24 protein-coding genes are annotated in these 24410 nt (G+C 64.4%); 2 read left to right on the forward strand and 22 right to left on the reverse strand.

All coding sequences use genetic code 11. The features are described from left to right. Positions 1–77 precede the first annotated feature (77 nt). The 13 genes from HWY45_RS21505 to rfbB all read right to left on the reverse strand — a co-directional run bounded on the left by HWY45_RS21505 (position 78) and on the right by rfbB (position 13679). Positions 78–407: a hypothetical protein gene (locus HWY45_RS21505; RefSeq protein ID WP_059885013.1), complete on the reverse strand. Its 330-nt coding sequence runs from the start codon at positions 405–407 to the stop codon at positions 78–80. 95 nt (positions 408–502) lie between these two features. Beyond that, the gene (gmhB, locus tag HWY45_RS21510) at positions 503–1051 is read right to left on the reverse strand and encodes a D-glycero-beta-D-manno-heptose 1,7-bisphosphate 7-phosphatase (protein WP_063895671.1); all 549 of its coding nucleotides are present in this window, start codon (positions 1049–1051) and stop codon (positions 503–505) included. Position 1052: 1 nt separating this feature from the next. Further along, positions 1053–1763, reverse strand: a complete 711-nt coding sequence (locus HWY45_RS21515; RefSeq protein WP_059885016.1) for a nucleotidyltransferase family protein — start codon at positions 1761–1763, stop codon at positions 1053–1055. Further along, positions 1760–2341, reverse strand: coding sequence for a D-sedoheptulose 7-phosphate isomerase (locus HWY45_RS21520; RefSeq protein WP_059885018.1), 582 nt, complete (start codon positions 2339–2341; stop codon positions 1760–1762). The genes HWY45_RS21515 and HWY45_RS21520 overlap by 4 nt, the downstream gene beginning before the upstream one ends. A 3-nt stretch (positions 2342–2344) precedes the next feature. Continuing rightward, positions 2345–3370, reverse strand: a complete 1026-nt coding sequence (locus HWY45_RS21525) for a GHMP family kinase ATP-binding protein (RefSeq protein ID WP_059885019.1) — start codon at positions 3368–3370, stop codon at positions 2345–2347. Continuing rightward, the gene (locus tag HWY45_RS21530; protein WP_059885021.1) at positions 3367–4332 is read right to left on the reverse strand and encodes a GDP-mannose 4,6-dehydratase; all 966 of its coding nucleotides are present in this window, start codon (positions 4330–4332) and stop codon (positions 3367–3369) included. Before HWY45_RS21530 ends, HWY45_RS21525 begins: the two co-directional genes overlap by 4 nt. A gap of 19 nt (positions 4333–4351) precedes the next feature. Further along, a complete protein-coding gene (locus HWY45_RS21535; protein WP_081070598.1) occupies positions 4352–8029 on the reverse strand; it encodes a glycosyltransferase in 3678 nt (1225 codons plus the stop codon). A gap of 2 nt (positions 8030–8031) precedes the next feature. Continuing rightward, positions 8032–9411, reverse strand: coding sequence for an ABC transporter ATP-binding protein (locus HWY45_RS21545; RefSeq protein WP_059885025.1), 1380 nt, complete (start codon positions 9409–9411; stop codon positions 8032–8034). Then, a complete protein-coding gene (locus HWY45_RS21550; protein ID WP_059885027.1) occupies positions 9401–10225 on the reverse strand; it encodes an ABC transporter permease in 825 nt (274 codons plus the stop codon). The genes HWY45_RS21545 and HWY45_RS21550 overlap by 11 nt, the downstream gene beginning before the upstream one ends. Before the next feature lie 61 nt (positions 10226–10286). After that, complete coding sequence (gene rfbD / locus HWY45_RS21555) at positions 10287–11180, reverse strand: dTDP-4-dehydrorhamnose reductase (RefSeq protein ID WP_059885030.1); 894 nt, start codon at positions 11178–11180, stop codon at positions 10287–10289. After that, on the reverse strand, positions 11177–11728 hold the full coding sequence (gene rfbC / locus HWY45_RS21560; RefSeq protein ID WP_059885032.1) for a dTDP-4-dehydrorhamnose 3,5-epimerase: 552 nt from the start codon (positions 11726–11728) through the stop codon (positions 11177–11179). Before rfbC ends, rfbD begins: the two co-directional genes overlap by 4 nt. Next, positions 11713–12606, reverse strand: coding sequence for a glucose-1-phosphate thymidylyltransferase RfbA (rfbA, locus tag HWY45_RS21565; RefSeq protein WP_059885034.1), 894 nt, complete (start codon positions 12604–12606; stop codon positions 11713–11715). The genes rfbC and rfbA overlap by 16 nt, the downstream gene beginning before the upstream one ends. Before the next feature lie 11 nt (positions 12607–12617). Further along, complete coding sequence (gene rfbB, locus HWY45_RS21570) at positions 12618–13679, reverse strand: dTDP-glucose 4,6-dehydratase (protein ID WP_059885037.1); 1062 nt, start codon at positions 13677–13679, stop codon at positions 12618–12620. Between the two features lie 341 nt (positions 13680–14020). On the opposite strand from rfbB, the gene HWY45_RS21575 reads away from it, so the two are divergent. Continuing rightward, entirely contained in the window at positions 14021–14857 is an 837-nt protein-coding gene (locus tag HWY45_RS21575; RefSeq protein WP_059885039.1) for a symmetrical bis(5'-nucleosyl)-tetraphosphatase, read from the forward strand. 90 nt (positions 14858–14947) lie between these two features. Here HWY45_RS21575 and HWY45_RS21580 read toward each other — a convergent pair whose 3' ends face one another. The 8 genes from HWY45_RS21580 to HWY45_RS21615 form a co-directional block, all read right to left on the reverse strand. Then, the gene (locus HWY45_RS21580; RefSeq protein WP_059802402.1) at positions 14948–15805 is read right to left on the reverse strand and encodes a lysophospholipid acyltransferase family protein; all 858 of its coding nucleotides are present in this window, start codon (positions 15803–15805) and stop codon (positions 14948–14950) included. A 17-nt stretch (positions 15806–15822) separates the two neighbouring features. Beyond that, a complete protein-coding gene (locus HWY45_RS21585) occupies positions 15823–17097 on the reverse strand; it encodes a dihydroorotase (protein WP_059885041.1) in 1275 nt (424 codons plus the stop codon). Positions 17098–17149: 52 nt separating this feature from the next. Continuing rightward, positions 17150–18181 (reverse strand): aspartate carbamoyltransferase catalytic subunit, encoded by a 1032-nt coding sequence (locus tag HWY45_RS21590; protein ID WP_059802404.1) that lies wholly within the window; start codon positions 18179–18181, stop codon positions 17150–17152. A 73-nt stretch (positions 18182–18254) separates the two neighbouring features. After that, complete coding sequence (pyrR, locus tag HWY45_RS21595) at positions 18255–18770, reverse strand: bifunctional pyr operon transcriptional regulator/uracil phosphoribosyltransferase PyrR (protein WP_059885043.1); 516 nt, start codon at positions 18768–18770, stop codon at positions 18255–18257. Then, positions 18757–19206, reverse strand: coding sequence for a Holliday junction resolvase RuvX (gene ruvX / locus HWY45_RS21600; protein ID WP_059885045.1), 450 nt, complete (start codon positions 19204–19206; stop codon positions 18757–18759). Before ruvX ends, pyrR begins: the two co-directional genes overlap by 14 nt. Beyond that, the gene (locus HWY45_RS21605) at positions 19203–19781 is read right to left on the reverse strand and encodes a YqgE/AlgH family protein (protein ID WP_006751106.1); all 579 of its coding nucleotides are present in this window, start codon (positions 19779–19781) and stop codon (positions 19203–19205) included. The genes ruvX and HWY45_RS21605 overlap by 4 nt, the downstream gene beginning before the upstream one ends. A gap of 173 nt (positions 19782–19954) precedes the next feature. Further along, complete coding sequence (locus tag HWY45_RS21610) at positions 19955–21262, reverse strand: hypothetical protein (protein WP_059885047.1); 1308 nt, start codon at positions 21260–21262, stop codon at positions 19955–19957. A gap of 106 nt (positions 21263–21368) precedes the next feature. After that, the gene (locus tag HWY45_RS21615) at positions 21369–21539 is read right to left on the reverse strand and encodes a rubredoxin (protein ID WP_004186709.1); all 171 of its coding nucleotides are present in this window, start codon (positions 21537–21539) and stop codon (positions 21369–21371) included. A gap of 215 nt (positions 21540–21754) precedes the next feature. On the opposite strand from HWY45_RS21615, the gene HWY45_RS21620 reads away from it, so the two are divergent. After that, complete coding sequence (locus HWY45_RS21620) at positions 21755–22621, forward strand: hydroxymethylpyrimidine/phosphomethylpyrimidine kinase (protein WP_059565336.1); 867 nt, start codon at positions 21755–21757, stop codon at positions 22619–22621. 142 nt (positions 22622–22763) lie between these two features. On the opposite strand, the gene groL is transcribed toward HWY45_RS21620, so the two are convergent. Beyond that, positions 22764–24404 carry a chaperonin GroEL gene (gene groL / locus HWY45_RS21625; RefSeq protein ID WP_059565335.1) on the reverse strand — a complete coding sequence of 547 codons (1641 nt, stop codon included), beginning with the start codon at positions 24402–24404 and terminating at the stop codon, positions 22764–22766. Positions 24405–24410: the final 6 nt, after the last annotated feature.

The raw sequence follows: 24410 nt of genomic DNA on the forward strand, positions 1-24410 counted from the left end.
CGTACGCTAACGACCGCACCACGTGTAGTACACGCCATTCACGACGTGCGCCGACCTTCGGCGACCGACGCGACTCGTCAAGTCGACTCGATTACACCGGCGATACATTTGCGCAACTGTAATCGCGTCGGCGACAAGTCACTCGCCGGTTGCATTGTCAACCAGAGTGACGCCGTACTTGCCCTCCGGTCTTTGAAGTTGCCGTCAACGCCGACCGACACGAAGGTGCCGCGTTCGTCGATCGCGATAGTGGTTTTCGCGCGAGCGCTCAACGGCACGCGGTAATACAGCGAACGCGCGAGACGCAGGAGTTGCGCGTGCGTCTGCACGGCCTGCATGTCCGCGCAGCGGAGAGGGATCATGCACCTCGACCGGGATGCCACGACGAACCGGAATTCGCCCTTCATCTGCTCAGTTTCCTGCCGGGCCGATTCGGGCCGCACGAGCCATTCCGCCCGCTCACCCTGCAGTTTATACAGCGCGGGAGCGATGCAGAAGCTGCTCAGGCTCGTCGATCGAGTGTTTCGACGATCGGTTCGAGCGAATGGACGACCCTACAACCGTCCGGCGGAATGGGGGCCGCCGCGTCGTCGACCAGCCAGAACACATGCTCGACGCCTGCCGACTGGGCGGCCTCGATGTCGGTTCGATTGTCGCCGACCATGATGGAATGACTCATGTCGACGTCGAATTCATCACGCGCCGCGAACAACATGCCGGGCTTTGGCTTGCGGCAATCGCAATGGATCTTGTATGCCCCCACGCCTGCGTCCGGATGGTGCGGACAAAAGTAGACCTTGTCGATCACGGCATCTTGCTCGGCGAATTCCCCGACCATCCAGTCAGTGAACACATGGAACGTCTCCTCCGTGTAGAACCCGCGGCCGATTCCGGCCTGGTTGGTCACGACGAAAACCCGATACCCCGCACAATTCGCCGCCCGCACCAGATCGAAGATGCCCGGGACAAACCTGCAATCCTCCGGGCGGTGCAGATAGCCGGTATCGACATTGACCACGCCGTCGCGGTCCAGAAACAACGCAGGCGTCACATTACGCTCCAGCAATCATCGCAGGCACTTCGGTCTGTGCTCGCGCATAGTCCTCAGGCACGCCGATGTCGATGAAACGGGACACGCAGTCGAAAGCGACGACCCGCATCTCGCCCAGATGCGCGGCCAGCAGATCGCCTTCGAACGAAAACCTGCCCGTAAGGCCGAATCGCGCAAACAGCTCGCGCTTGACGACGTACACGCCGGCGTTGATGTGGCCCGGCCCGGCGATGCCTTTTTCCGTAAAGCCAATCACGCGGTTGTCGGTACGATCGATCTGCACGGCGCCATAGCGGGAAATGTCTTCCACCCGGGCAACCGCCATCGCGACGTCCGCCTCCGCTTCTTGCGCATCGCGCACGAATTTGCGGATATCGAGCGTAGAAATCGTGTCCCCATTCAACACCAGCGCGCTGTCAACATCCGCACTGTCGAAAACATTGACGATCGCACCGCCCGTGCCGAGCGGTGACTCTTCGGGTACATAGGCAACACGCATCATGCCGAATTGCGTACCGAAGTATTCCGCGATGGCTTCGCGCTTGTACCCCACGGACAAGTAGGTCTGCTCGACGCCGTGCGCCCGCAGGTAGCCAAGCAGCCACCAAAGGAACGGCTTCTCCGCGACGTTGGCCATCGGCTTTGGCAGGTCCGGAACGACCGCGCGCAGGCGGGTGCCGAGCCCGCCGGCCAGAACGATTGCAGGAATCATGGACGTTTGAACACGCGCTCTTCGACCAAGCCGCAGACGATATGGCCGAGCAGAATATGGCCTTCCTGGATCTTCGGCGTCTCGCGGGACGGCACGCACACGCACAGGTCTGCCAACTCGCCCATCGCATTGCTGTTCGCGCCGGTGAAACCCGTGACGAACAGACCGTTCTTGCGGGCCTCCTCCATCGCGCGCAGGACATTCGGCGAACGGCCCGACGTCGAGATGCCCCAGAACACGTCACCCGGCCGCCCCAGCGCCTGAACCTGACGCTCGAACAGCTTCTCGTAGCCGTAGTCGTTGCCGATCGCCGTCAGCACCGACGTGTCGGTAGTCAACGCGATCGCCGGCAGACCCGGACGATCGAAGTTGAAACGGCTCACGAACTCGCCTGCGATATGCTGAGCGTCCGCCGCGCTGCCGCCGTTACCGGCGATCAGCACCTTGCCGCCTGCGCCAAGCGCCGCGACGATCTGGTCGACGAGCTTTTCCACGGTGCCGAGCAGCGAGTCATCGTTGCGAATGGCCGTGAAAATCTCGATCGCCTTGTCGACCTGAGCAATGATGGAATCTTTCATGAGTTAGTTTCTCCAGGAATACGCGCCGTGCTCGGTAAAGTTGCAGGTAAAGACCTGGCCCGAGAATTCGCTCAACTTACGCATGACCGCGGGCCGTGATGTCGGTTCGACGATGAACATCATGAAGCCGCCGCCGCCCGCACCGGACACCTTACCGGCCAGCGCGCCTGCTGCGAGCGCCGCATCGTAGACCTGGTCAATCGATGAGTTGCTGATGCTCTTCGCGGTCTTTTTCTTCGATTCCCAAGAGAGCCGCATCGATTGTGCGAACCGTTCGAAGTCGCCCTTCAGGATCGCTTCCTTCATCTTGGTCGCCTCTTCCCGAACCCGGTGCAGCGCCTCGAGCGACGTCGTGTCCTTGTCAGTGACGCTGGCCGTCTGCTGCTCGATAATCTTCGCGGATTCGCGCGATACGCCGGTATAGAAAAGCACCAGTGACGATTCAAGCTCGGCCTTCACCGATTGCTTGATGCGCAGCGGATTGACGATCACGCGATCGCCGCCGTAGAACTCCATGAAGTTCAGGCCGCCGAACGCCGCTGCATACTGATCCTGCTTCCCGCCGGCGAGCCGGAGGTCGCCGCGCTCGATTTCATACGCCAGATGCGCGACGTCGTATTCGCCGAGCGGAATCTGCAGATACTCGCAGAACGCATGCACGAGCGCCACCACCATCGTCGATGACGATCCGAGACCCGATCCGGGAGGCGCCTCCGAATGCGTCGTGATCGTGACCGCAAGTGGCTCGCCCCCGTTGTAGTCGCGCACGATGCGGTTATACACGCCGACGTGGAGGCCAAGTCCGGCCACCGGCTCGAGCACGGCGGCCGCCGGCCCCTGCCACTCGACGCAGTTGTCAGCGGCCACTAGGCGAACATCACCGTCGTCGCGCGTCGCGATAGTCGCATACGCATACTTGTCGATCGTCACATTCAGTACCAGACCGCCGAAGCGGTCCGAATAAGGCGACACGTCGGTACCGCCACCGGCAAGCCCGAGCCGCAGCGGTGCCCTGGAACGAACGATCATGATTTCGCCTCCTGCTGCGATAGCGTGCGACGCCAGTAGGCCAGCATGTCGTTGACGGTCTGCGACAGCGGGATCGCCTGCTTCCAGCCCGTCGCCTCGATCAGGTGCGTTGAGTCGCCGAAAATGACCTTCTCGTCGCTCGGTCGCAGTAGCGCCGGATCTGTTTCGAGCGTAAACGGCACCTTCGATGCGGCCGCGATCAGATCGACGATTTCGCGGATCTGGTAAGTCTTCGAGCCGCTCACGTTGTAGACGCCGCCAGGGGCGCCCCGCTCCGCCAGCAGTTCGAGTGCGCGCGCTAGGTCGCGGACGTCGGTAATCGCCCGATGCGTCTCCAGGTTGCCGACACGCAGTACTGGTGCGATCTCGCCGGCTTCGATGCGGGCGACGCGTTGCGTAAAGTCCGCACACACGTCACCGGTCTTGCGCGGGCCGGTAGTATTGAAGATCCGCGCGCACACTGCGCGAATCCGGTTGTTGGCCCAGTACTGAAGCGCGAGCATTTCCGTGGCGACCTTGCTGACGCCGTACGGATGCATCGGGCGCATCGGATGCGATTCCTTGACCGGAATGGCATCGGCCTCGACTTCGCCGTACTGCGCGCTTGAGCACGCGACAACAACAACGGGATCGATACCGGCCGCGCGAATCGCTTCGAAGACGTTCGACGTGCCGACCACGTTCGTCTCAAGGGTCTCGGCCGGTGCGGTCCACGACAGTGCCGGGTAGCTTTGCGCAGACAGCAGGTAGACGATATCCGGGCGCGCCGCCTTCATCACCGCATCGATCTGCTCGCGGTAACGAATGTCGCACCGGACGATTCGATCGGTGAATCTGGCCCAATCACCAGTCCCGATCGTCGCGTGGTAATGTGTGCCGGTCACGTCGTGTCCGGCGGCTGTCGCGCGCTCCATCAAATAACTACCGACGAATCCGGTAGCGCCCAAGATCAGGATTCTCATTATCAGCCTCTTCTAGCTCTTAATTGGTACGATGGGCTTGCAAGCGTTCCACAACGCTCGGATACGGCGTCGGATCGACATCGGTCGCAACAATGCGCCAGAGCGCGTCCTCCGAAAACCGCATGCGTGCGAATTCCTGCGAATGTTTCGAGACGCGCAGCCAGAGATCGTCGTCGGACAACAACGCAATCACGTGGTCGGCGAATTGCTGTTCTTCGTCCGAAACCGCTAGGAACGATGCAGCATCCGCAAGGCCCTGCATGCCCGCACTTGACGTCACGCAGGGCAATCCGAAACGCATCGCCTCGACGACTTTGCCCTTCATTCCGCCCCCGAAGCGCAGTGGCGCGACGCACGCGCGACTGTCGCGATAGTAGTTCGCGAGCACCTCGTCGGATACGTACCCTGTCACGCTCACGTTCCGGCCGGCAAGCGCCTTCACCTTATCAGTCGGATTTGACCCGACGATGTACAGATGCACATCGGGACATTCCTCGAGAATTTTCGGGAGAACCCGCGAGACAAACCACTCAGCGGCATCCGCATTCGGCGCGTGCCCGAACCCGGCAACGAAAATCAAATCCTTCCGGCTCGCGAGATTCTGCCACGGTTCGACCGGGAAACTGTCGAATGCGTAGACCGGGATCGTATACGCCCTGGATCGGGAATCGTTGGCAACGAGCCATTCGTGCACGTAAGCCGTTTCGAGATCCGACGGATAGTAGATCGCATCGACCTTGCGCCAAAGCGCGTGCTCCCATTCACGCACTTGCCTCAGCTCCGCTTCGAGCCCCGCGTTCCGCTGGATGGCCAGTTGATCCTGCAGCCGGCGATGATGGACGTCGTGCCCGTAATACATGATCGTCGCAGCCGAGTGCTTCCGGATCGCGTCGACGAATTCGATCGACACATGCGGACGGCTCAGCAGCACGTAATCGACGAACTGGCCGTTCTGCGCGATCCATTGATCGAACTTCCCCGCGTATTCCGCGCCGTAGAAGATCTCTACGCCGATCTGCTCAAGCTTCTGTGCATACTCCGGGTCATACCAGAGGTTGTGCGGCCAGAACTTCACGTTAAGCCCATGCTTCTGGAAGAGGCGCATGAACTGCCACATGGTGCGCGACCCCGCATCCCGATCCGGCTGCGGCACATAGTGGTCGATCACAAGCACCGTCTTGTTCAGCGTCGAGCGATCCTTCGCGAGAAAGACGCCTTCGCCGTTCGGAAAATGCTCGCGCTCGAGACGCGCGCGCCACCGCTCAACGAACTTCTTCTGATTGACTACCTGGTACGCCTTCACGCCACTCGACGTGTCGGTGCCATGCGATACGCCCTCGTAGTGCACGACGACGGACTTGGGCTGATAGCGGACCCGCAGCCCTTTTTCGCGCACTTGGAATGCGAGGTCGGTGTCCTCGCAATAGGCAGGCACGTACAGTTCGTCGAAGCCACCGAGTTCGCGGAACAACGCGGTTGGAATCAGCAGCGATGCGCCCGAGCAATAGTCGGTATCCTTCACGTACTCGTAGACGCTGCGTCTCGGGTCGTCAAGGCGACCAAAATTCCACGCCGAACCATCCCGCCACATGATCCCGCCAGCCTCCTGCTGTCGGCCATCCGGATATATGAGCTTGGAGCCCACCATCCCGCAGTCGGGCTCATGCGCAAATACGTCGAGCATCGCATCGAGCCAGCCCGCCGTCACCTCGGTGTCGTTATTCAGGAAGTAGACGTATTCACCGCGCGCATGCGTAACCGCCTGGTTGCACGACCGCAGAAAGCCGAGGTTGGTTTCGTTAAGGAAGAACCGCAGGCCGGGCACACCCTGCAGGCGCAGAATCTCGTCGTCACCGGACGCATCCTCGGCAACGATGACTTCGACGGGCACGGTCGGGAGATGGCGCGCGATCGACCGCAGGCACGATACCGTGTGCACGATGTTGCCGTAGGTCGGAATGATGATCGAAACGACCGGCACCGCGACTTCGTCGAACCGCAGCATCATCAGCGCCTCGTCGATCTGCTCGCGCGCGACCTGCTGCGTATCGATCGGTGCCGGCATCTGTCCGCGCCGATGACGGTCCCACACCTCGTAGTGAACGACGCCCTGGAAGACCCAGCCGCCGTGGCGATAGGCGAAATCGACGCCCCAGTCCTTCCAAGCTTTCGGCAATGGCGCGCGCTTGTATGCCGCGCGAGCGGCGCGCACGAGGCCGGGGCGCATGCGCGCGCGCGACGCGTGCTTGGCGCCCTGCGTCGCGCGCACGATTGCGCGCAGCGGCGCCGTCACCTTCCACGAGCGCGACTCGAGCATCTCGTCGAGCGCGCCATTCACTTGGTCGCGCTGATGCGTCAACTGCTCGCAACGGCCGATCAGCTCCGCATTGCGCGCCTTCGCGTCGTGCAATTCCTGCTCGAGCGCAAGCGCCTTTGCGTACCGCTCCTGCCATTCCTGCTCGAGACGGCTGACGCTTGCCGCATACGAGACGTTGTCACCCAACGCCACATCGTGAAGCGCGCGCAACGATTCGTGATCGGCCGCCAGCGTGGCAATACGCTCGGACAGTCGCGCGTTTTCGGCGATCAACGCCGTGCGTTCTCCCCGCAACGCCGCAATGCTCTGCACATGCGCGCCGCACTCTACCTGGAGGGACGCCAGCCGGCTTCTGACATCGGTCAATTCGTCGCCGAGCCTCTCCGCCAATCGGCTGCGCTCGTCGAATTCGCGCTGCAGCGCTTCGAGGCACGCGCGGGTACCAGAGTCCGGCGTCGCACCCGAGCAAGCCGTTTCCATGCGGCCGAGCTCATCGCGCAGTGTCGCACGCTCAGCATCGAGTTCAAGCGCCCAGCGCGAGCGATCCTCAAATTCGTTCTGCAGCTCCGCGTGACGCGTGCGAAGCGCGTCGATCTCGTCGCTGACGCTCGACGCCCAGCGCAGCACGTCTTCCCGCTGCGCATACAGGTCCGTGCCCTGCTCGAAGAACACCGAGCTTTCGATCGGCATGGCGATCTCCACATCCTTCGCGCACGTGCACACGGCGACGAAGTACATGATCCGCTCCGGTGCGATCGTTTCCTTCACGATCGACTCGCCCTGCAGCGTTAACGCGTCGTATCGGTCGGCCGCCTTGTCCATCGGCAGCAGCATCGAACTCGTCACCATCCGTTGCCCGAAGTAACGCACGTTCGGAAAATGCTCGCGCAGCAGTGCGTCGAATTCGTCGAAATACAGTTCCTTGACGTGAAACTCGTTCTGGTAGCCTCGATCGTCAGAATAGACCTTCTTATTCGGCGACGAGATGACGAGCATGCCGGCCGGCCGTAGCACCCGGCGGATTTCCGCCAGCATGTCGTCCTGTTCGGCAAGATGCTCGATCGTCTCGAATGAGACGACCACGTCGACGCTCGCATCCGCGAGCGGGATCGCGGTCACGCTGCCTGCCTTGAAATTCAGGTTGCGGAGGCTGTTATATCGCTGCGATGCATGCTCGACGACACCTACATCGATGTCGACGCCGATGACCGAACGGGCTCTTGTCGCGAGCAGGGCCGACCCGTAACCTTCGCCACAGGCGATGTCGAGCACGTCCTTTCCCTGCAGCGTCTCCAGCATCCAGCCGTAACGATGCATGTGCTCATAGCGAATCTCTCCCTGCTCGGTCGGTATGAATCGTTCGCCAGTAAAGTCCAGCATTGCTACGCCTCTTCGGAAATAGTTATATCCAGCATCGGAATGCCGACCAGACCATAGCGCATCGAACTCTCGACGGCTCGTAGCGTCAACGCGTCATGTATCCAGTGCTGCTGCGTATGGTCATCCTGCGATCCCGTAGCAAGTGCCACGTCGATCGAGTATGGACCCGTCGGCAACATTGGCATCCGGAAACGGAATGCCGCTTGCAGGCGCTGCCCTTCGTTGCCGTCGATCTGTTGGTTGTTATAAGTAAGAAACGTGTTATCGCCGAAGAGGCGCTGCCCAAGGCGGTCCTTGAAATAGAAGCCGAAGATCAGATTCCGCAGCGGCGCGTGAACCGATGCGGATATCTTCAGCTCGACGATCTCGCCCCCCTGAACCAGCGTGATCGGCTTGCCGTTTTCGTCCGTCAACCCGACACGTTCGATGGTCGCGCTGCGCGCACCGAAATCACCATTTGCGCCATCGGGGTCGAATTCGAACACTTCGAAGCGCGTTGCGGCCCCGTTCTGCCTCATGGCATCCCAGCGCGAGTCGACGACGTCGAGCACGATGCTTTCGCGTTGCTTCTTCCGCCCCGCAACCTTCACGACCGCGCCTTGTGTGCCCCGGTCGAGCGCGTGCTGTTCCGCAAGGTACGCCTCGACCGTTTCCTTCGCGCCGCCGTCCATGCGCACAACGCCGTGGTCGAGCCAGATCGCCCGCGAGCACAGGTTGGTCACGGCGCCCGTATCATGACTGACGAACAGCAGCGTGCCGTTCTTCTGAAACTCGCGCAGAAACCGCATGCACTTCTGAGTAAAGCGGACGTCACCAACTGACAGTGCCTCGTCGACAATGAGCACATCTGCATCGACGTGTGCCGCGATCGCAAACGCGAGGCGGACGTACATCCCGCTCGAATACGTCTTCACCGGCTGCGAGATGAAATCGCCGATCTCCGAAAACTTCACGATCGAGTCATAGCGCTCAGCCAACTGTGTTTCGGTTAGCCCGTACAGCATGCCGCTCAGGTAGACGTTTTCCTCGCCCGTGAACTCAGGATTGAAGCCCGCGCCCAACTCAAGCAGCGCCGCGATGCGGCCATGCGTCGTCACTGAGCCGCGCGACGGAAAGATCGTCCCGCAAACCAGCTGCAGCAACGTCGACTTCCCCGACCCGTTCTGCCCGATGATCGCCACCGTCTCGCCGCGACGCACTTGTAGCGAAACGTCGTGCAGCGCCCAGAATTCACGGAAATAAGCAGAAGGTTCGCGACCGAACAGCCGGCTCACGCGCGGCAGCACCATCTGCTTCAGCCGATCCTGTGGAGCAGCGTAAATCTCGTACCGCTTGCCGAGGCCATTCACTTCAATGGCAAAAGGCTTGTTATCAAAGGACATCGGCAAAACCCTTACGCGTCTTTTCAAACCAGATCAGGCCGCCCCAGGCGACCGCATAAGCGATGAGCGAATAGATGCACCATCCCGCCCAATCGATTCCGTGGCCCCAGATGACGACACCGCGCAATTGTTCGATGACGAACGTGAGCGGATTGAACATGATGGCGACCTGAAAGGTCTTCGGTACGGAAGTGATCGGATAGAACACCGGCGCGAGAAACATCAGCAACGACGTCACGATCCCCATCACCTGCCCAAGGTCACGCATGAACACGCCGAGCGACGACAGAATCCAGACCAGCCCAACCGTGAGGATCAGGAACGGCAGCAGCACGACCGGTGCAAGCACAGCGGTGAGCGGCAGATGTCCCTGCCACAAAAAGACGGCGACCAGCAAGATGCTGGACGCGATCAACATATGGAACAGCGCCGTACCGACGGAAATCCAGCCAAGCGCCTGCAGAGGAAAGACAACTTTCTTCACATAGTTTGGATTCCCGACGACAAGCGTCGGGGCTCGGTTCAGACACTCGGCCATCAGACCGTGCACCAGCACGCCCACAAACATTACAATCGCGAATTCGGCATGATCGGTCGACGTGGGCCGCCAGCGCGACTTGAAAATAAAGCCAAACACGAATGTGTATATCGCCAGCATCACTAGCGGGGTGATGAACGACCAGAACAAGCCCAAAAACGAACCCTTGTATCGGCCAACCACCTCGCGCCTTATGAACTGAACGATCAACGGGCGATCCGACATCAGCGAGCGAATCACTGCCAACGGATCACGAAGTGCAAATTTCCTGTTCATCTACTAGTCAAACCTATAGTTACAACACGTCCGCCACATTAAGCCGACGACCGAAACGCCGTCAGCGCCGGATCAGCTCGTCGAGCACTAGGTCGACGCCCTCTTGCCACTGCGGGCGGCGCAGTCCGAACCGGCCTTGCAGGCGACTGCCGTCGAGCACCGAATAGGCAGGACGCGGTGCCGGCAACGGATAATCTCTCGTTGCGATCGGTTCGATCCGCTCGGTACGCAGTTCGCCGGCGCCGATCAGGCGAACGCGCTCGAGAATGTATTGTGCAAAACCGTGCCAGGTCGTCGCGCCGTCAGCGGTGAGGTTGAAGAGGCCACTGGCAAAACGGCCCTCGCGCCGCTCGATGACCGCTTGCCTGACTGCATGCGCGGTTGCATCGGCAATGAAGCGCGCACTGGTCGGTGCGCCGTGCTGATCAGCCACGACGCGTAGCTCCGTCCGCTCGCGCATCAGGCGTAGCATCGTCAGCAGGAAGTTCGCGCCGCGGGCACCATAAACCCAAGTCGTGCGAAACAGCAGGTAATCCGCGCCTGATGCAGCTACCGACTGCTCTCCGAGCAGCTTGCTGCGGCCATAGGCATTCTGCGGATGCGTGGCCGCGTCCTCGTGATATGGCTCGCGCGCGGTCCCGTCGAATACATAATCCGTCGAATAGTGCACGAAGAGCGCACCCATTTCGCGGGCCGCGTTTGCCAGCGCGCCCACTGCCTCGCCATTGACGACGTCGGCGAGCGCGGTCTCGGTCTCGGCGCGATCCACCGCAGTGTACGCGGCCGCGTTGACGATCACATCCGGACGCAATGCACGCACGCGCGCGGCCAGCTCGTCAGGCCGCGTCATGTCAGCGGACGCGCGATCCAGCGCATGCACCTCTCCGAGCACCGACATCGAGCGGGCAAGCTCCCAGCCGACCTGCCCCGTGCGCCCCGTCACCAGGATCTTCATGCAAACACCTCGGCTCCTATGAGCGTCGCACCCTGTGCATCCTTCTCGGACACGAGCGGCTCCCTGTCGATTGGCCAATTGATGGCGATCTGCTTGTCATTCCAGCGAATGCAGCGCTCGAACTCCGGGTACCAATAATCGGTCGTCTTGTACAGAAACTGCGCAGACTCCGACAGCACGACAAAGCCATGGGCGAAGCCGGGCGGCACCCATAGTTGCCGGTGATTGTCGACCGACAGGTGCACACCAACCCATTTGCCAAAATTTGCCGAACCCTTGCGGATGTCGACCGCGACATCGAACACTTCGCCTTCGACCACACGAACGAGTTTGCCCTGCGAGTGCTGAATCTGGTAATGCAGGCCGCGCAACACCCCCTTCGAAGACCTCGAATGGTTGTCCTGCACGAATTCGACACCCGGTTCGACCAACTCCGCGAACTCGCGCGCGTTGAAGCTCTCGTAGAAATACCCACGCGCATCGCCAAACACCTTCGGCTCGATGATCTTGACTTCGGGCAATGCCGTTGCCGTTACTTGGATGGCCATGCAACCTTATCCGTAAGAAAATTCTTGAGGTATTGTCCGTACGCGTTCTTCGCAAGCGGCTGCGCAAGCCTCAGCACCTGTTCCGCGTCGATCCAGCCCCTGCGGTAGGCAATCTCTTCCGGGCACGCGACGACGAGCCCCTGACGCTTCTGCAGGGTCGCAATAAAGCTCGCTGCTTCGATCAGCGAGTCGTGCGTACCTGTGTCGAGCCATGCGTAGCCGCGCCCCATGATCTCGACGTCGAGCGTACCGTCCGCGAGATACCGCGAGTTGACATCAGTGATTTCAAGCTCGCCGCGCGGCGACGGCTTGATGTCGGCCGCGATGTCGCATACCCGCTTGTCGTAGAAATACAGCCCTGTGACCGCGTAGTTCGAACGCGGCTTTGCCGGCTTCTCCTCGATCGACAACGCGCGGAAAGATTGATCGAATTCGACCACGCCGTAGCGCTCCGGATCGTTGACGTGATACGCGAATACCGTTGCACCCGCTTCCTGTCGGTACGCGCGTTCGAGCTGCTTCGCGAGATCGTGGCCGTAGAAGATGTTGTCACCGAGGATCAGCGCCGACGGATCATTTCCGACGAATTCCTTGCCGATGATGAACGCCTGCGCCAGACCATCCGGCGACGGCTGAACCGCATACTGGATGTTCATGCCCCACTGGCTGCCGTCGCCGAGCATGGCCTCGAAGCGCGGTGTGTCCTGCGGCGTGGAGATGATCAAGACATCGTGGATCCCCGCCACCATCAGGGTTGACAGCGGATAGTAAATCATCGGCTTGTCGTATACCGGTAGCAACTGCTTCGATACGACGTGCGTGATCGGATAAAGCCGCGTGCCGGACCCGCCGGCGAGAATGATGCCCTTACGTGCCATCGCCGATGCCCTCAAGCGCGCTGCGCATAGTTAGTCTCGACCCACTTGCGGTATTCACCCGAGACGATCTCGTCGACCCACGCCTGATTGTCGAGGTACCAGTCGACCGTTTTCGCGAGACCCGTCTCGAACGTCTCGGCCGGCTTCCAGCCCAGCTCTCGCTCGAGCTTGCGCGCGTCGATCGCGTAACGGCGGTCGTGGCCCGGACGATCCTTCACGTAAGTGATCTGGTCGCGATACGAACCGGTCACCTTCGGCCGCGCGTTGTCGAGGAGGTCGCACAGCGTGTGCACGACGGCGAGGTTCTTCTTCTCGTTCCATCCGCCGACGTTGTACGTCTCGCCCGGTACACCGCGCGCAAGCACTTCGCGAATCGCGCTGCAGTGATCGCCAACGTAGAGCCAATCGCGCACGTTCTGGCCGTCGCCGTAGATCGGCAGCGGCTTGCCGGCAAGCGCGTTCGCAATCATCAGCGGAATCAGCTTCTCGGGGAACTGGTACGGGCCGTAGTTGTTCGAACAGTTCGTCGTGAGCGTCGGCAATCCATACGTGTGATGATAGGCGCGTACCAGATGGTCGGAGCCGGCCTTCGTCGCGGAATACGGGCTGTTCGGTGCGTATGGCGTCGTTTCGGAGAATTGCGGATCGGTCGCGGACAACGAGCCGAACACTTCGTCGGTCGACACGTGCAGGAAGCGGAACGCGGCCTTGTCGGCATCGTTCAGGCCATTCCAATACTCGCGCGCCGCTTCGAGCAGCGTGAACGTGCCAACGACGTTGGTCTGCACGAAATCGGCCGGACCATGGATCGAGCGGTCGACGTGGCTTTCCGCGGCAAAATGCAGCACCGCGCGCGGCTTGCGCTCGGCGAACAGCATGTCGAGCGCGGCGCGATCGCAGATGTCGACGCGCGCGAACACATGTTTCGGATTCCCTTCGAGAGAATGCAGCGTACGGAGGTTGCCTGCGTAGGTCAGCTTGTCGACGTTGAGCACCGCCTCATCGGACTGGCTCAGCCAGTCGAGTACAAAATTGGCACCGATAAAACCCGCGCCGCCCGTAACCAGGATCATGAGGCTCCCTCTAGAAATTCATGGCAAGCATCGCTTCGGATCTCGCCGCGTCGGATATTGCAAGTGGCAGCATCGTCCCCGCCGCCTCAGGCCCGGCATTTTAACCGGTCGCCATGCCCGCCAAAGTCATGTGATGTTAATTTTCTGGGCGGAAACGACAATTATAGGAAGCCGTTAGATGAAAAAGCCATGCTGCTAACAACTTGAAACAGCGGTGCGAACCCCCATTGATTGAGAAGATTCCTCCTCAATCATCCAATTTTTCGCAATTATTGTTTTCAGCTCAGCCATTTCGTCGACTTTTGTCTACCTTGCCCTTCGACTTGCAACCACCCGCCCCCATGCCCCCTCCCCCCATCGCCATCGGCGACATCCAAGGCTGTCACTCGGCTTTCGAGTCCCTGACAGCAAAACTCGCCGCCCCTTCCGACACTCCCCTCTGGATCGCCGGCGACGTCGTCAACCGCGGCCCGGCCTCCCTCGCCGCGCTGCGCGCCCTTGTCGACCTCGGCCCCCGCGCCACCGTCGTGCTCGGCAACCACGACCTCCATCTGCTGGCGGTCGCGGCCGGCATCCGCACCGAGCGCCCGGGCGACACGATCGGCGAGATCATTGACGCACCGGACGCAGAAGACTTGCTCGAATGGGTCCGCCACCGCCCGTTCGCGCACTTCGAGCACGGGATGCTGCTGGTCCACGCCGGCGTCCTGCCGCAATGGGACGCCACGCTCGCGCTGGAGCTCGCCGACGAACTCCAGCGCGCGCTACGCGCGCCCGACTGGCGCGACACGCTCTCGCACCTGTACGGCAACGATCCGAACCAATGGCATCCGAACCTGAAAAAACGGGACCGGATGCGCGTCGCGTTCAACGCGTTCACGCGCATCCGCTTCTGCACGCCGGACGGCGCGATGGAATTCCGCGCGAACGGCGGCCCCGACAGCGCGCCGCCCGGCTACCTGCCATGGTTCGACGTGCCCGGGCGGCGCACCGAGGACGTGACGGTCGTGTTCGGGCACTGGGCCGCGCTCGGCCTGATGCTGCGCGACAACGTCGTCGCGCTCGATTCGGGGTGCGTATGGGGGAATCAGTTGTCGGCCGTGCGCCTGACGGCGGATCCAGCCGCACGCACGGTCACGCAGGTGCAGTGCGAAGCGTGCCGCACGCCCGGGGAGTGAACGCACGGCTGCGGCCGCGGCATGCGCCGCGCCCGCATCGCAAAAAAAACCGGCGCACGGCGCCGGTTCGACTTCAAACGTAAGCGGCGCTCAGCCCTCGCGGCCGGGCACCGGCTCGTCGGCCACGCCGTCCGCCGCTGCACCCGCGCCGATTTCGGTCGCCGGGTACGCATCCTTCGCGAACTGCGCAAGCGCCTCGGCCGTGGGCCGGCCGACGCTCGCCTGCATCGCGTCGAGTGCCGCCGCGATCGCATCCCGCGCGGCCGCGGACGTCGCGCGCCGGTCGCCGCCCGGCTCGATCGGGTCGCACACGTACAGGTGCGCGACCAACGGCCCGCCGCGCAGCACCATGTCGAGCGACGTGCCGAGCGACAGGTCGCCGACGTACGCGGGCGCGACCGACTGGCGGCCCTGCGCGTCCTCGTACATCAGGCAAACCGGCTGCACCGCGCAGCCGGCGGACACCGCCGCCTGGAACAGGTTCGCGTGGAACGGCAGCAGGCCCTGGCCGTCGGACGTGGTGCCCTCCGGAAACACGCACATCAGCCCGCCGTTGCGCAGGCGGTCGGCCATCTCGTGCATGATGCGCATCGCCTCGGTGCGCTTCTCGCGCTGCAGGAACACGGTGTCGAGCTGCTCGGCGAGCCAGCCGACCACCGGCCACTGGCGCACCTCCGCCTTCGACACGAACGGCGTCGGCCGCCATGCGTTGATCGCGTAGATGTCGAGCCACGAGATGTGGTTGCCGACGACGAGCGCGCTCGAATCGAGGCGCGCACCGTCGTTGTGGACGACGAGGCGCATCCCGCAGATCCGCAGCAGCTTCAGCGACCAGCGCCGCGTGATCTCGGCGCGGTGCGCGGGCGTCACGCGCGAGAAACGCAGCGCGACGATCGCCATCCCGCGCAGCAGGTGAAAGACGAGGCGCAGCTTGCGAAGGGCAGTCATGGCGCGTTCCGGCTGGATCAGTTCTCGAACGCGACCTGCCCGGCGACGAGCGTCGCGCGCACGCGGGCGGGCAGCTCATAGCCGAGGAACGGCGAGTTGTGGCCCTGGCTCTTCAGGCCGCGCGGCTCGACGCGCCAGTGCGCGCGCGGATCGAACACGCACAGGTCGGCCGCGCCGCCTTCGCTCACGCGCCCCGCCGGCAGCTTCAGCACGTCGGCCGGCGCGCACGTGATGCGCTTGAGCGCCTGCACGAGCGGCACGCCGGCTTCGTCGGCCCACTTCACGGTCAGCGACAGCAGCAGTTCGAGCCCGGTCGCGCCAGGCGTCGCTTCGCCGAACGGCAGCAGTTTCTCGTCGTCGTCGACGGGCGTGTGATCGGAGCAGATCGCATCGATCGTGCCGTCGGCGAGCGCCGCGCGGATCGCCTCGCGGTCGCGTTCGCTGCGCAGCGGCGGATCGAGGCGGAATTGCGAATCGAAATAGCCGATGTCGACGTCGATCAGGTGCAGGTGGTTCACGCCGACGTCGCAGGTCACCGGCAGCCCTTCGGCCTTCGCCGCGCGCACAAGCGCGAGACCGGCCGCCGACGACAGCCGCGCGAGGTGCACGCGCGCGCCCGTCACGCGCATCAGTTCGAAGATCGTGTGCAGCGCGATCGTCTCGGCCGCGACCGGCACGCCGGACAGGCCGAGCCGCGACGCGACCGGGCCGCTCGCCGCGACGCCGCCGCGGCCGATGAACGCATCGATCGGCCGCAGCCACGTGGTGAAGCCGTAGGTGCTCGCGTACTGCAGCGCGCGCAGCAGCACCTGCGTGTCGCGCACCGGCACGTTCGCGTGCGTGAAGCCGACGCAGCCCGACTCGGTCAGCGCGACCATCTCGGTGATGACTTCGCCCTTGAGGCCGACCGTCAACGCGCCGAGCGGATGGACGTTCGCCTGGTGCAGGTTGCTTGCGCGGAACTTCAGCATCTCGACGAGGCCAGGCTCGTCGAGCACGGGGTCGGTGTCGGGCGGGCAGACGAGGCTCGTCACGCCGCCCGCGACGGCCGCCGCCATCTCGGATTCGAGCGTCGCCTTGTGCTCGTAGCCCGGCTCGCGCAGCCGCGCGCACAGGTCGACGAAGCCGGGCGCGACGATCATGCCCGTGGCGTCGATCGTCTTCGCGGCGTTGAATTCGGCCGGCGCGGTACCGATCGCGGCAATCTTGCCGGCCGCGACGAAAACGTCGGCCTGCCGCTCGGTGCCGGTGACCGGGTCGATCAGCGTGCCGCCTTTGATATGAATCTTCATGCGCTGTCTGTGAATGCGTTGAATGCGTAAAAGGGAGGCGCGGCGCGCGGGCTCAGTCGTGGTTGGCCGCGACGATGCCCATCACCGCCATCCGCACGGCGATGCCGAACGTGACCTGGTTGAGGATCACCGACTGCGGGCCGTCCGCGACCTGCGAATCGATCTCGACGCCGCGGTTCATCGGGCCCGGGTGCATCACGATCGCGTCCGGCGCGGCGAGCGCGAGGCGCTCGGGCGTCAGCCCCCAGCTCTTGAAATACTCCTGCGCGGACGGCAGCAGCGCGCCGCTCATCCGCTCGTTCTGCAGGCGCAGCATGATGATCACGTCGACGCCCTTCAGGCCTTCGTCGAGGTTGTGGAACACCTTCACGCCCATCTGCTCGAGGCCGCCCGGCAGCAGCGTGCGCGGGCCGATCGCGCGCACTTCCGGCACGCCGAGCGTGGTGAGCGCGTGGATGTCCGAGCGCGCGACGCGCGAATGCAGGATGTCGCCGACGATCGCCACGCGCAGCTTCGTGAAATCGCGCTTGTAGTGGCGGATCGTGTACATGTCGAGCAGGCCCTGCGTCGGGTGCGCGTGGCGGCCGTCGCCGGCGTTGATCACGTGCACGTGCGGCGCGCAGTGCTCGGCGATCAGGTACGGCGCGCCGCTCGATGCGTGACGCACGACGAACAGGTCGGCGTGCATCGCCGACAGGTTGTTGATCGTGTCGAGCAGCGATTCGCCCTTGCTCGTCGAAGACGCGTTGATGTTCAGGTTCAGCACGTCCGCCGACAGGCGCGTCGCGGCGATCTCGAAGGTGGTGCGGGTGCGCGTCGAGTTCTCGAAGAACAGGTTGAACACGGACTTGCCGCGCAAGAGCGGCACCTTCTTCACTTCGCGGTCCGTCACGCTGACGAACTGCTCGGCCGTATCGAGGATGTGGTTGACGATCGAGCGCGGCAGGCCCTCGATCGACAGCAGGTGCTTCAGCTCGCCGTTCTTCGTGAGCTGCGGGTTGCCCTTCAGGAAGCCGTAGCGGAATCGCTCGGGGCTCGCGGCCGCAGCGGGATTGCCGGCGCGGCCAGTGGTGTCGGTGGTCATGATGTGCGTGATTCCAACTTGTGCAAACGGGCCGCGGCACTCGCCGGCGGCCCGGGATCCGGATTCGGTGCGCTCAGCCGCCGTGCGCTTCGACGCGCAGCGTGAAGTTCGCCGCGTCGTCGCGCGCGAGCACGAGGGTCGCGTCGGCCGGCACGTCGAGCGCGCCGCCGGCGAAACGCGCGGCCACCGGCAGCTCGCGGCCGCCGCGGTCGGCCAGCACCGCCAGCTCGACCGCGGCCGGACGGCCGTAGTCGAACAGTTCGTTGAGCGCCGCGCGCACGGTGCGCCCGGTATACAGAACATCGTCGACGAGCACGATGCGCGCGCCGTCGACGTCGAACGGCAGCGACGTCGGGCTCGCCTGGCTGTGCAGGCCCTTCTTCGCGTAGTCGTCGCGATGCAGCGCGACGTTCACGACGCCGAAGCCCGGCGCGCCGAGATCGCGCGCGAGCCGCTCGGCCAGCCATGCGCCGCCGCTGTAAATGCCGGCGAGCCGGGGCCCGCCCGCTTCGGCGAAGGCCGCGCCGTATGCGTCGCGGATCTGGTCGAGCAGGACGCGGTATAGCGCCTCGGCATCAATGGTGCTCATGGTCGGACAATTGATCGAGATACTGTTGAAGAATGACGCGCGCGGCTTCCGCATCGAGCATGTCGGCGCGCGCGCGGCCGCGCACGTCGCGCGCGCGCAGCTCCGCTTCGGCCTCGACCGACGAATAGCGTTCGTCGACCCAGGTGACCGGCAGGCCGAAGCGGCCGTTCAGCTGGTTGCCGAAGCGCTTGGCCTGCTGCGTCATGTCGTGCGGCGTGCCGTCCGGATGCATCGGCAGGCCGACCACGAGCGCGTCCGGCCGCCATTCGGCCAGCAGGTCGCCGACCGCCTTGAAGCGGTGCTCGCGGTTCAGGTTGGGGATCACGACGAGCGCGCGGGCCGAGCGCGTCAGCGCATTGCCGATCGCCACTCCGATGCGCTTCTCGCCGTAGTCGAACGCCAGGAGCGTCGCGTCGCGCGCGCTCGTGCCGTTCATGCGTGCCCTGCCTCGCCGGACAGCATCGACGAGCTGACGCCGAGCAGGCCGAGCGCCGCCTCGAAGCGCTCCTCGGCCGGGGTGTCGAACACGATCCGCGGATCGGCGGCGACGGTCAGCCAGCCGTTGCGGGAAATCTCTTCCTCGAGCTGCCCCGCGCCCCAGCCCGCATGGCCGAGCGTCAGCAGGAAACGCTTCGGGCCGGTGCCCGTCGCGACCGCCTCGAGCACGTCCTTCGACGTGGTCATCTCCAGCCCGCCCTCGACGGACATCGACGAGTTGTAGTTCGCGCCCTCGACCGGCTCGTGCAGCACGAAGCCGCGCTCCGTCTGCACCGGGCCGCCGAAATACACGGGGATGTGCAGCAGCGGCTCGATGTCGAGCTTCAGGTCGATGCGGTTGAACAGGGATTCGAGGTCGATGTCGGTCGGACGGTTGATGACGAGGCCGAGCGCGCCGCGCTCGCTGTGATCGCAAAGGTACACCACCGTTCCCGAGAACGTCGGATCGGCCATGTTCGGCATGGCGATCAGGAACTGGTTGGTCAGGTTGATGCGATCGGAAGGCTTTGACATGGTTTGAATTTTAGCAAAGACGCCGCGGCCTGATCGAGGCCGCGATCAACAAGCAACGCCGCGCCGCGCTGGCAACGGCGCGCACGGATCACACGGCACTCTAACACGCGCGCGCAAGCGCACGGCAGTGCGTTGCCGGGGGGCGCGGCACCGGCCGCCGCAGGGTCCCGGGATCATCCGTGCCCGGCCCGGCCGAGCGCCGCGCCGAGCGCTTCGCTCGCGGCGGTCAGGTCCGGCGGCGCGACGCCCGCCGCGATCTTGAGCAGTGCCCCGCGCAGCATGTCGGACGCGTGGCGGTGCGCCGCGACGCTGCCTTCGGCCGGCGGCACGCCATGCGCGGCGCGGCGCCACGCGAGGCCGAGCGTGTCGGCCAGCAGCGCCGCGTGGCCGAGGCCGAGCGCGCAGGCGGCCGCGCCGACGCGGTAGGCCGCCTCGGCCGCCCGCCACGCGGCGCCCGCGTCGGCGTGAGCGGGGTCCGCCGTCAGGTCGGCCATCGACGCATCGGCGGTCTGCAGGAAATCCTCATACGCATGCGCGTTGACGGTCACGACGCCGAGCTCGCGGGTCGGCGCCACCGCGAGCGCATCGTGCTCGGCGCGCGCGGCATCGGCTTCCCACAACGCTTCGGACGCGGGGGTACCGGCCACGTGCCAGTCGACCGTCAATCCGTAATCGTGCAGCACGTCGACGAGCGCGACGTCCTCGGCCGCCGCGCCGAACAGCGCGAAATCCCGCCACAACAGCGCGGCCGTCTCGCGCACGAGGTCGGGCGGCGCGGCCCGGCGGCCCTGCGCGTGCTCGCCGAGCAGCAGGTTCGTCCGCGCGAGAAAGCGCTTCAGCTCGGCCGCGCCGCTCGCGCGCAGCGCGCGCAGGCACGCGGCCGCGAGCCGCCAGTAGTCATAGGGCGTGTCGTCGGCCAGTTCGGCCATGCACGCGTCGAGCGCGTCGAGCGCCGCCTCAGGTGGCGCCTGCTGCGCGCGCAGCACGGCGAGCAGCGCCTGTTCGAAGCGCGCGCGCAGCCGCGCGACGGCGGCCGCCGGCAGCACGCGCAGCGACGCCGGCGGCACCGTCCGGCCGACGAGCGCGAGCGTGTCGTACGGCACGCGCGCACGCAGGTCCGCCGCGCTTTGCGCACGCAGCGCGCGATAGTGTTCGAACAGGAGCGGCGAGCAGGCGAGCTCGCGCAGGTTGTGCCGCGCGACCGCGGCGCGGAATTCCCGCAGCGCGGCCCGGCATCCGGAGGAAGTCGGCTCGGTGGCGACCAGCGCCGCCGCTTCGGCCAGCTGGGCCGCGAAGCGGGCCGCCGGCAGCCAGCCGGCTTCGGCGAGCACGGCTGCAGCCGCCGACAGCGGCGCGGCCGCGTCGTCGCGGCGCTCGAGCGCCGCATCGGCCGCCGCGAGCCACGCGTCGGCCGCGCGCACTGCCCCGCCACGCGGGTTGGGCAGCGCATCAATCACGGGGATTACTGCCGGATCGGACATCGGGGACACTCGCGCGAGTCATGGCCAAGCCGCCCGCGTCCACCACGGCGCAATGGCGCCGATGGCACGCGAGGCCCGAGCGGAATGTCCTGAAGCGACGGTCCGGTCAGATCTGGACCATCTCGAAGTCTTCCTTGCGCGCGCCGCATTCCGGGCAGGTCCAGTTGATCGGGACGTCTTCCCAGCGCGTGCCCGGGGCAATGCCCTCTTCCGGCAGTCCGGCTTCTTCGTCGTAAATCCAGCCACAAATCAGGCACATCCAGCTCTTGTATTCCATCTTAAGCCGCGTCGGGAGGGTCGGTAAATTCGGGAGCCATGATGGTACCGTGTCAGGGCCTGACTGCCTAGCGATCGCGCACTAGTCGTACGCCTGCGTTGCGGTGCGCTAAAAAATCCGCTCGAACCGCCGGATTCCGCCTCATAATGGCTGCGAAGGCCGCACCAGGCCGGTGCGGCCGCCCTGCTCTCCCGTCTTTTCTTGCCCATTTGTCCATGTCCAGCAACGCCCCTCCGATCGTTCTCACCTTCGGCCTGTCCGATCCCACCGGTGGCTCCGGCCTCCAAGCCGATCTGATGACCCTGGCGAGCATGGGCTGTCACGGCGTGTCCGTCCTGACCGGCTACACCGTACGCGACTCGGCCGCCTGCGACGAAGTGACGGGCCTCGACCCCGACGTCGTCGCCGCGCAGGCGCGGATGCTGCTCGAGGACATGCCGGTTGCCGCGTTCAAGATCGGCGCGGCCACGCGCGCGGAAGTCGTGAGCGCGATCGCCGAGGTGGTCGCCGACTACGACGGCGTGCCGCTCGTGCTTGCACCCGATTTCACGCTCGACGACGAGCACGTGCTCGCCGCCGACGACCTGCGCGAATCGATCGCCGACCTGCTCGCGCCGCAGACGACGCTGCTGGTCGCCGACCACGCGACGCTCATCGCGCTCGCGCAGCCGGACGGCGACGCGGAAGCGCCGAACCTCGACGCCGCGCTGTCGCATCTGCTGTCGCAGGGCTGCGAGTACGTGCTCGCGACCGAATCGGGCTCGCACCGGCTCGTCAATACGCTGTACGGCGAGGAAGGCCAGATCCGCGAGGACATGTGGGACCGTACGCCGCACCGGCTGATGGGCCTCACCGACACGCTCGGCGCGGCGATCGCCGCGCTGCTCGCGAATGGCCAGGAGCCGCCCGAAGCGGTGCGCGAGGCGCAGGAATACCTGTACCAGGCCGTGCGCGACGCGTTCCGGCCGGGGATGGGCGCGTATCTGCCGGATCGCTTCTTCTGGGCGCGCAGCAACGACGAGGAAGCATCGCCGCCCGCCGCGACGCCGGATGCGCTGCCGAGGACGTCGCACCGGCATTGAATGCACGGGGCGCCCGTTTCGGGGGCGCCGCCAGCGACAAATACTTCGATACAAACAAAAAAAGACCCGCATCGCTGCGGGTCTTTTCTTTTGGCCGGAACGCGCACTGCTGCGCGTTCCGGACCGCATCGACCGAAGTCGATTACATGTCCATGCCCATGCCGCCCATGCCGCCCGGCATGCCGCCCGGCATCGGAGCGTCTTCCTTCGGCAGTTCCGCGACGGCTGCGTCCGTCGTCAGCAGCAGGCCTGCAACCGAAGCTGCGTTCTGCAGTGCGGTGCGCGTGACCTTGGTCGGGTCGACCACGCCGGCCTCGACCATGTCGACGTACTCGCCCGTCGCTGCGTTGTAGCCGTAGTTGCCCTTGCCTGCAGCAACCGCTGCCACCACGACGCTCGCTTCTTCGCCACCGTTCGTGACGATCTGGCGCAGCGGCTCTTCCATCGCGCGCAGCACGATCTTGATGCCGGCGTTCTGATCGGCGTTCAGGCCGGTCACGCCTGCGATCGCGGTACGTGCGCGGATCAGCGCGACGCCGCCGCCCGGGACGATGCCTTCTTCAACGGCAGCGCGGGTTGCGTGCAGCGCGTCTTCGACGCGTGCCTTCTTTTCCTTCATTTCGACTTCGGTCGCAGCGCCGACCTTGATCACTGCAACGCCGCCAGCCAGCTTGGCCACGCGCTCTTGCAGCTTTTCACGGTCGTAGTCCGACGTCGCTTCTTCGATCTGCGTGCGGATTTGCTTGACGCGCGCTTCGATGTTCACGGCTTCGCCTGCGCCGTCGATGATCGTCGTGTTTTCCTTGCCCACTTCGATGCGCTTCGCCTGGCCCAGTTCTGCCAGCGTTGCCTTCTCGAGCGTCAGGCCGGTTTCTTCCGCAACCACTTGACCGCCGGTCAGGATCGCGATGTCTTCCAGCATCGCCTTGCGACGATCGCCGAAGCCCGGCGCCTTGACCGCAACGGTCTTCAGGATGCCGCGGATGTTGTTGACGACCAGCGTTGCGAGCGCTTCGCCTTCGACGTCTTCTGCGATGATCAGCAGCGGACGGCCAGCCTTCGCGACTTGTTCCAGCACCGGCAGCAGATCGCGGATGTTCGACACCTTCTTGTCGTGCAGCAGCACGAACGGGTTCTCGAGGACGGCGACTTGCTTGTCCGGGTTGTTGATGAAGTACGGCGACAGGTAGCCGCGGTCGAATTGCATGCCTTCGACGACGTCCAGTTCGTCGGCCAGCGACTTGCCGTCTTCGACGGTGATCACGCCTTCCTTGCCGACCTTGTCCATCGCTTCAGCGATGCGATCGCCGATCGACGAATCGCTGTTCGCCGAGATCGAGCCGACTTGCGCGATTTCCTTGTTGGTCGTGCACGGCTTGCTGATCTTCTTCAGCTCTTCGACGGCCGCTGCAACGGCCTTGTCGATGCCGCGCTTCAGGTCCATCGGGTTCATGCCCGATGCGACGTACTTCATGCCTTCGCGGACGATCGATTGCGCGAGGACGGTTGCCGTCGTCGTGCCGTCGCCTGCGTTGTCGCTGGTCTTGGAAGCGACTTCCTTGACCATTTGCGCGCCCATGTTCTGGAGCTTGTCCTTCAGCTCGATTTCCTTCGCGACCGACACACCGTCCTTGGTGACCGTCGGGCCGCCGAAGCTGCGCTCGAGCACCACGTTGCGGCCCTTCGGACCCAGCGTGACCTTGACTGCGTTGGCGAGAATGTTCACGCCTTCGACCATCTTCGAACGGGCGGAATCGCCGAATACGACGTCTTTAGCTGCCATCTTCTA

The organism is Burkholderia stagnalis (assembly GCF_902830275.1).
Lineage (GTDB): Bacteria > Pseudomonadota > Gammaproteobacteria > Burkholderiales > Burkholderiaceae > Burkholderia > Burkholderia stagnalis.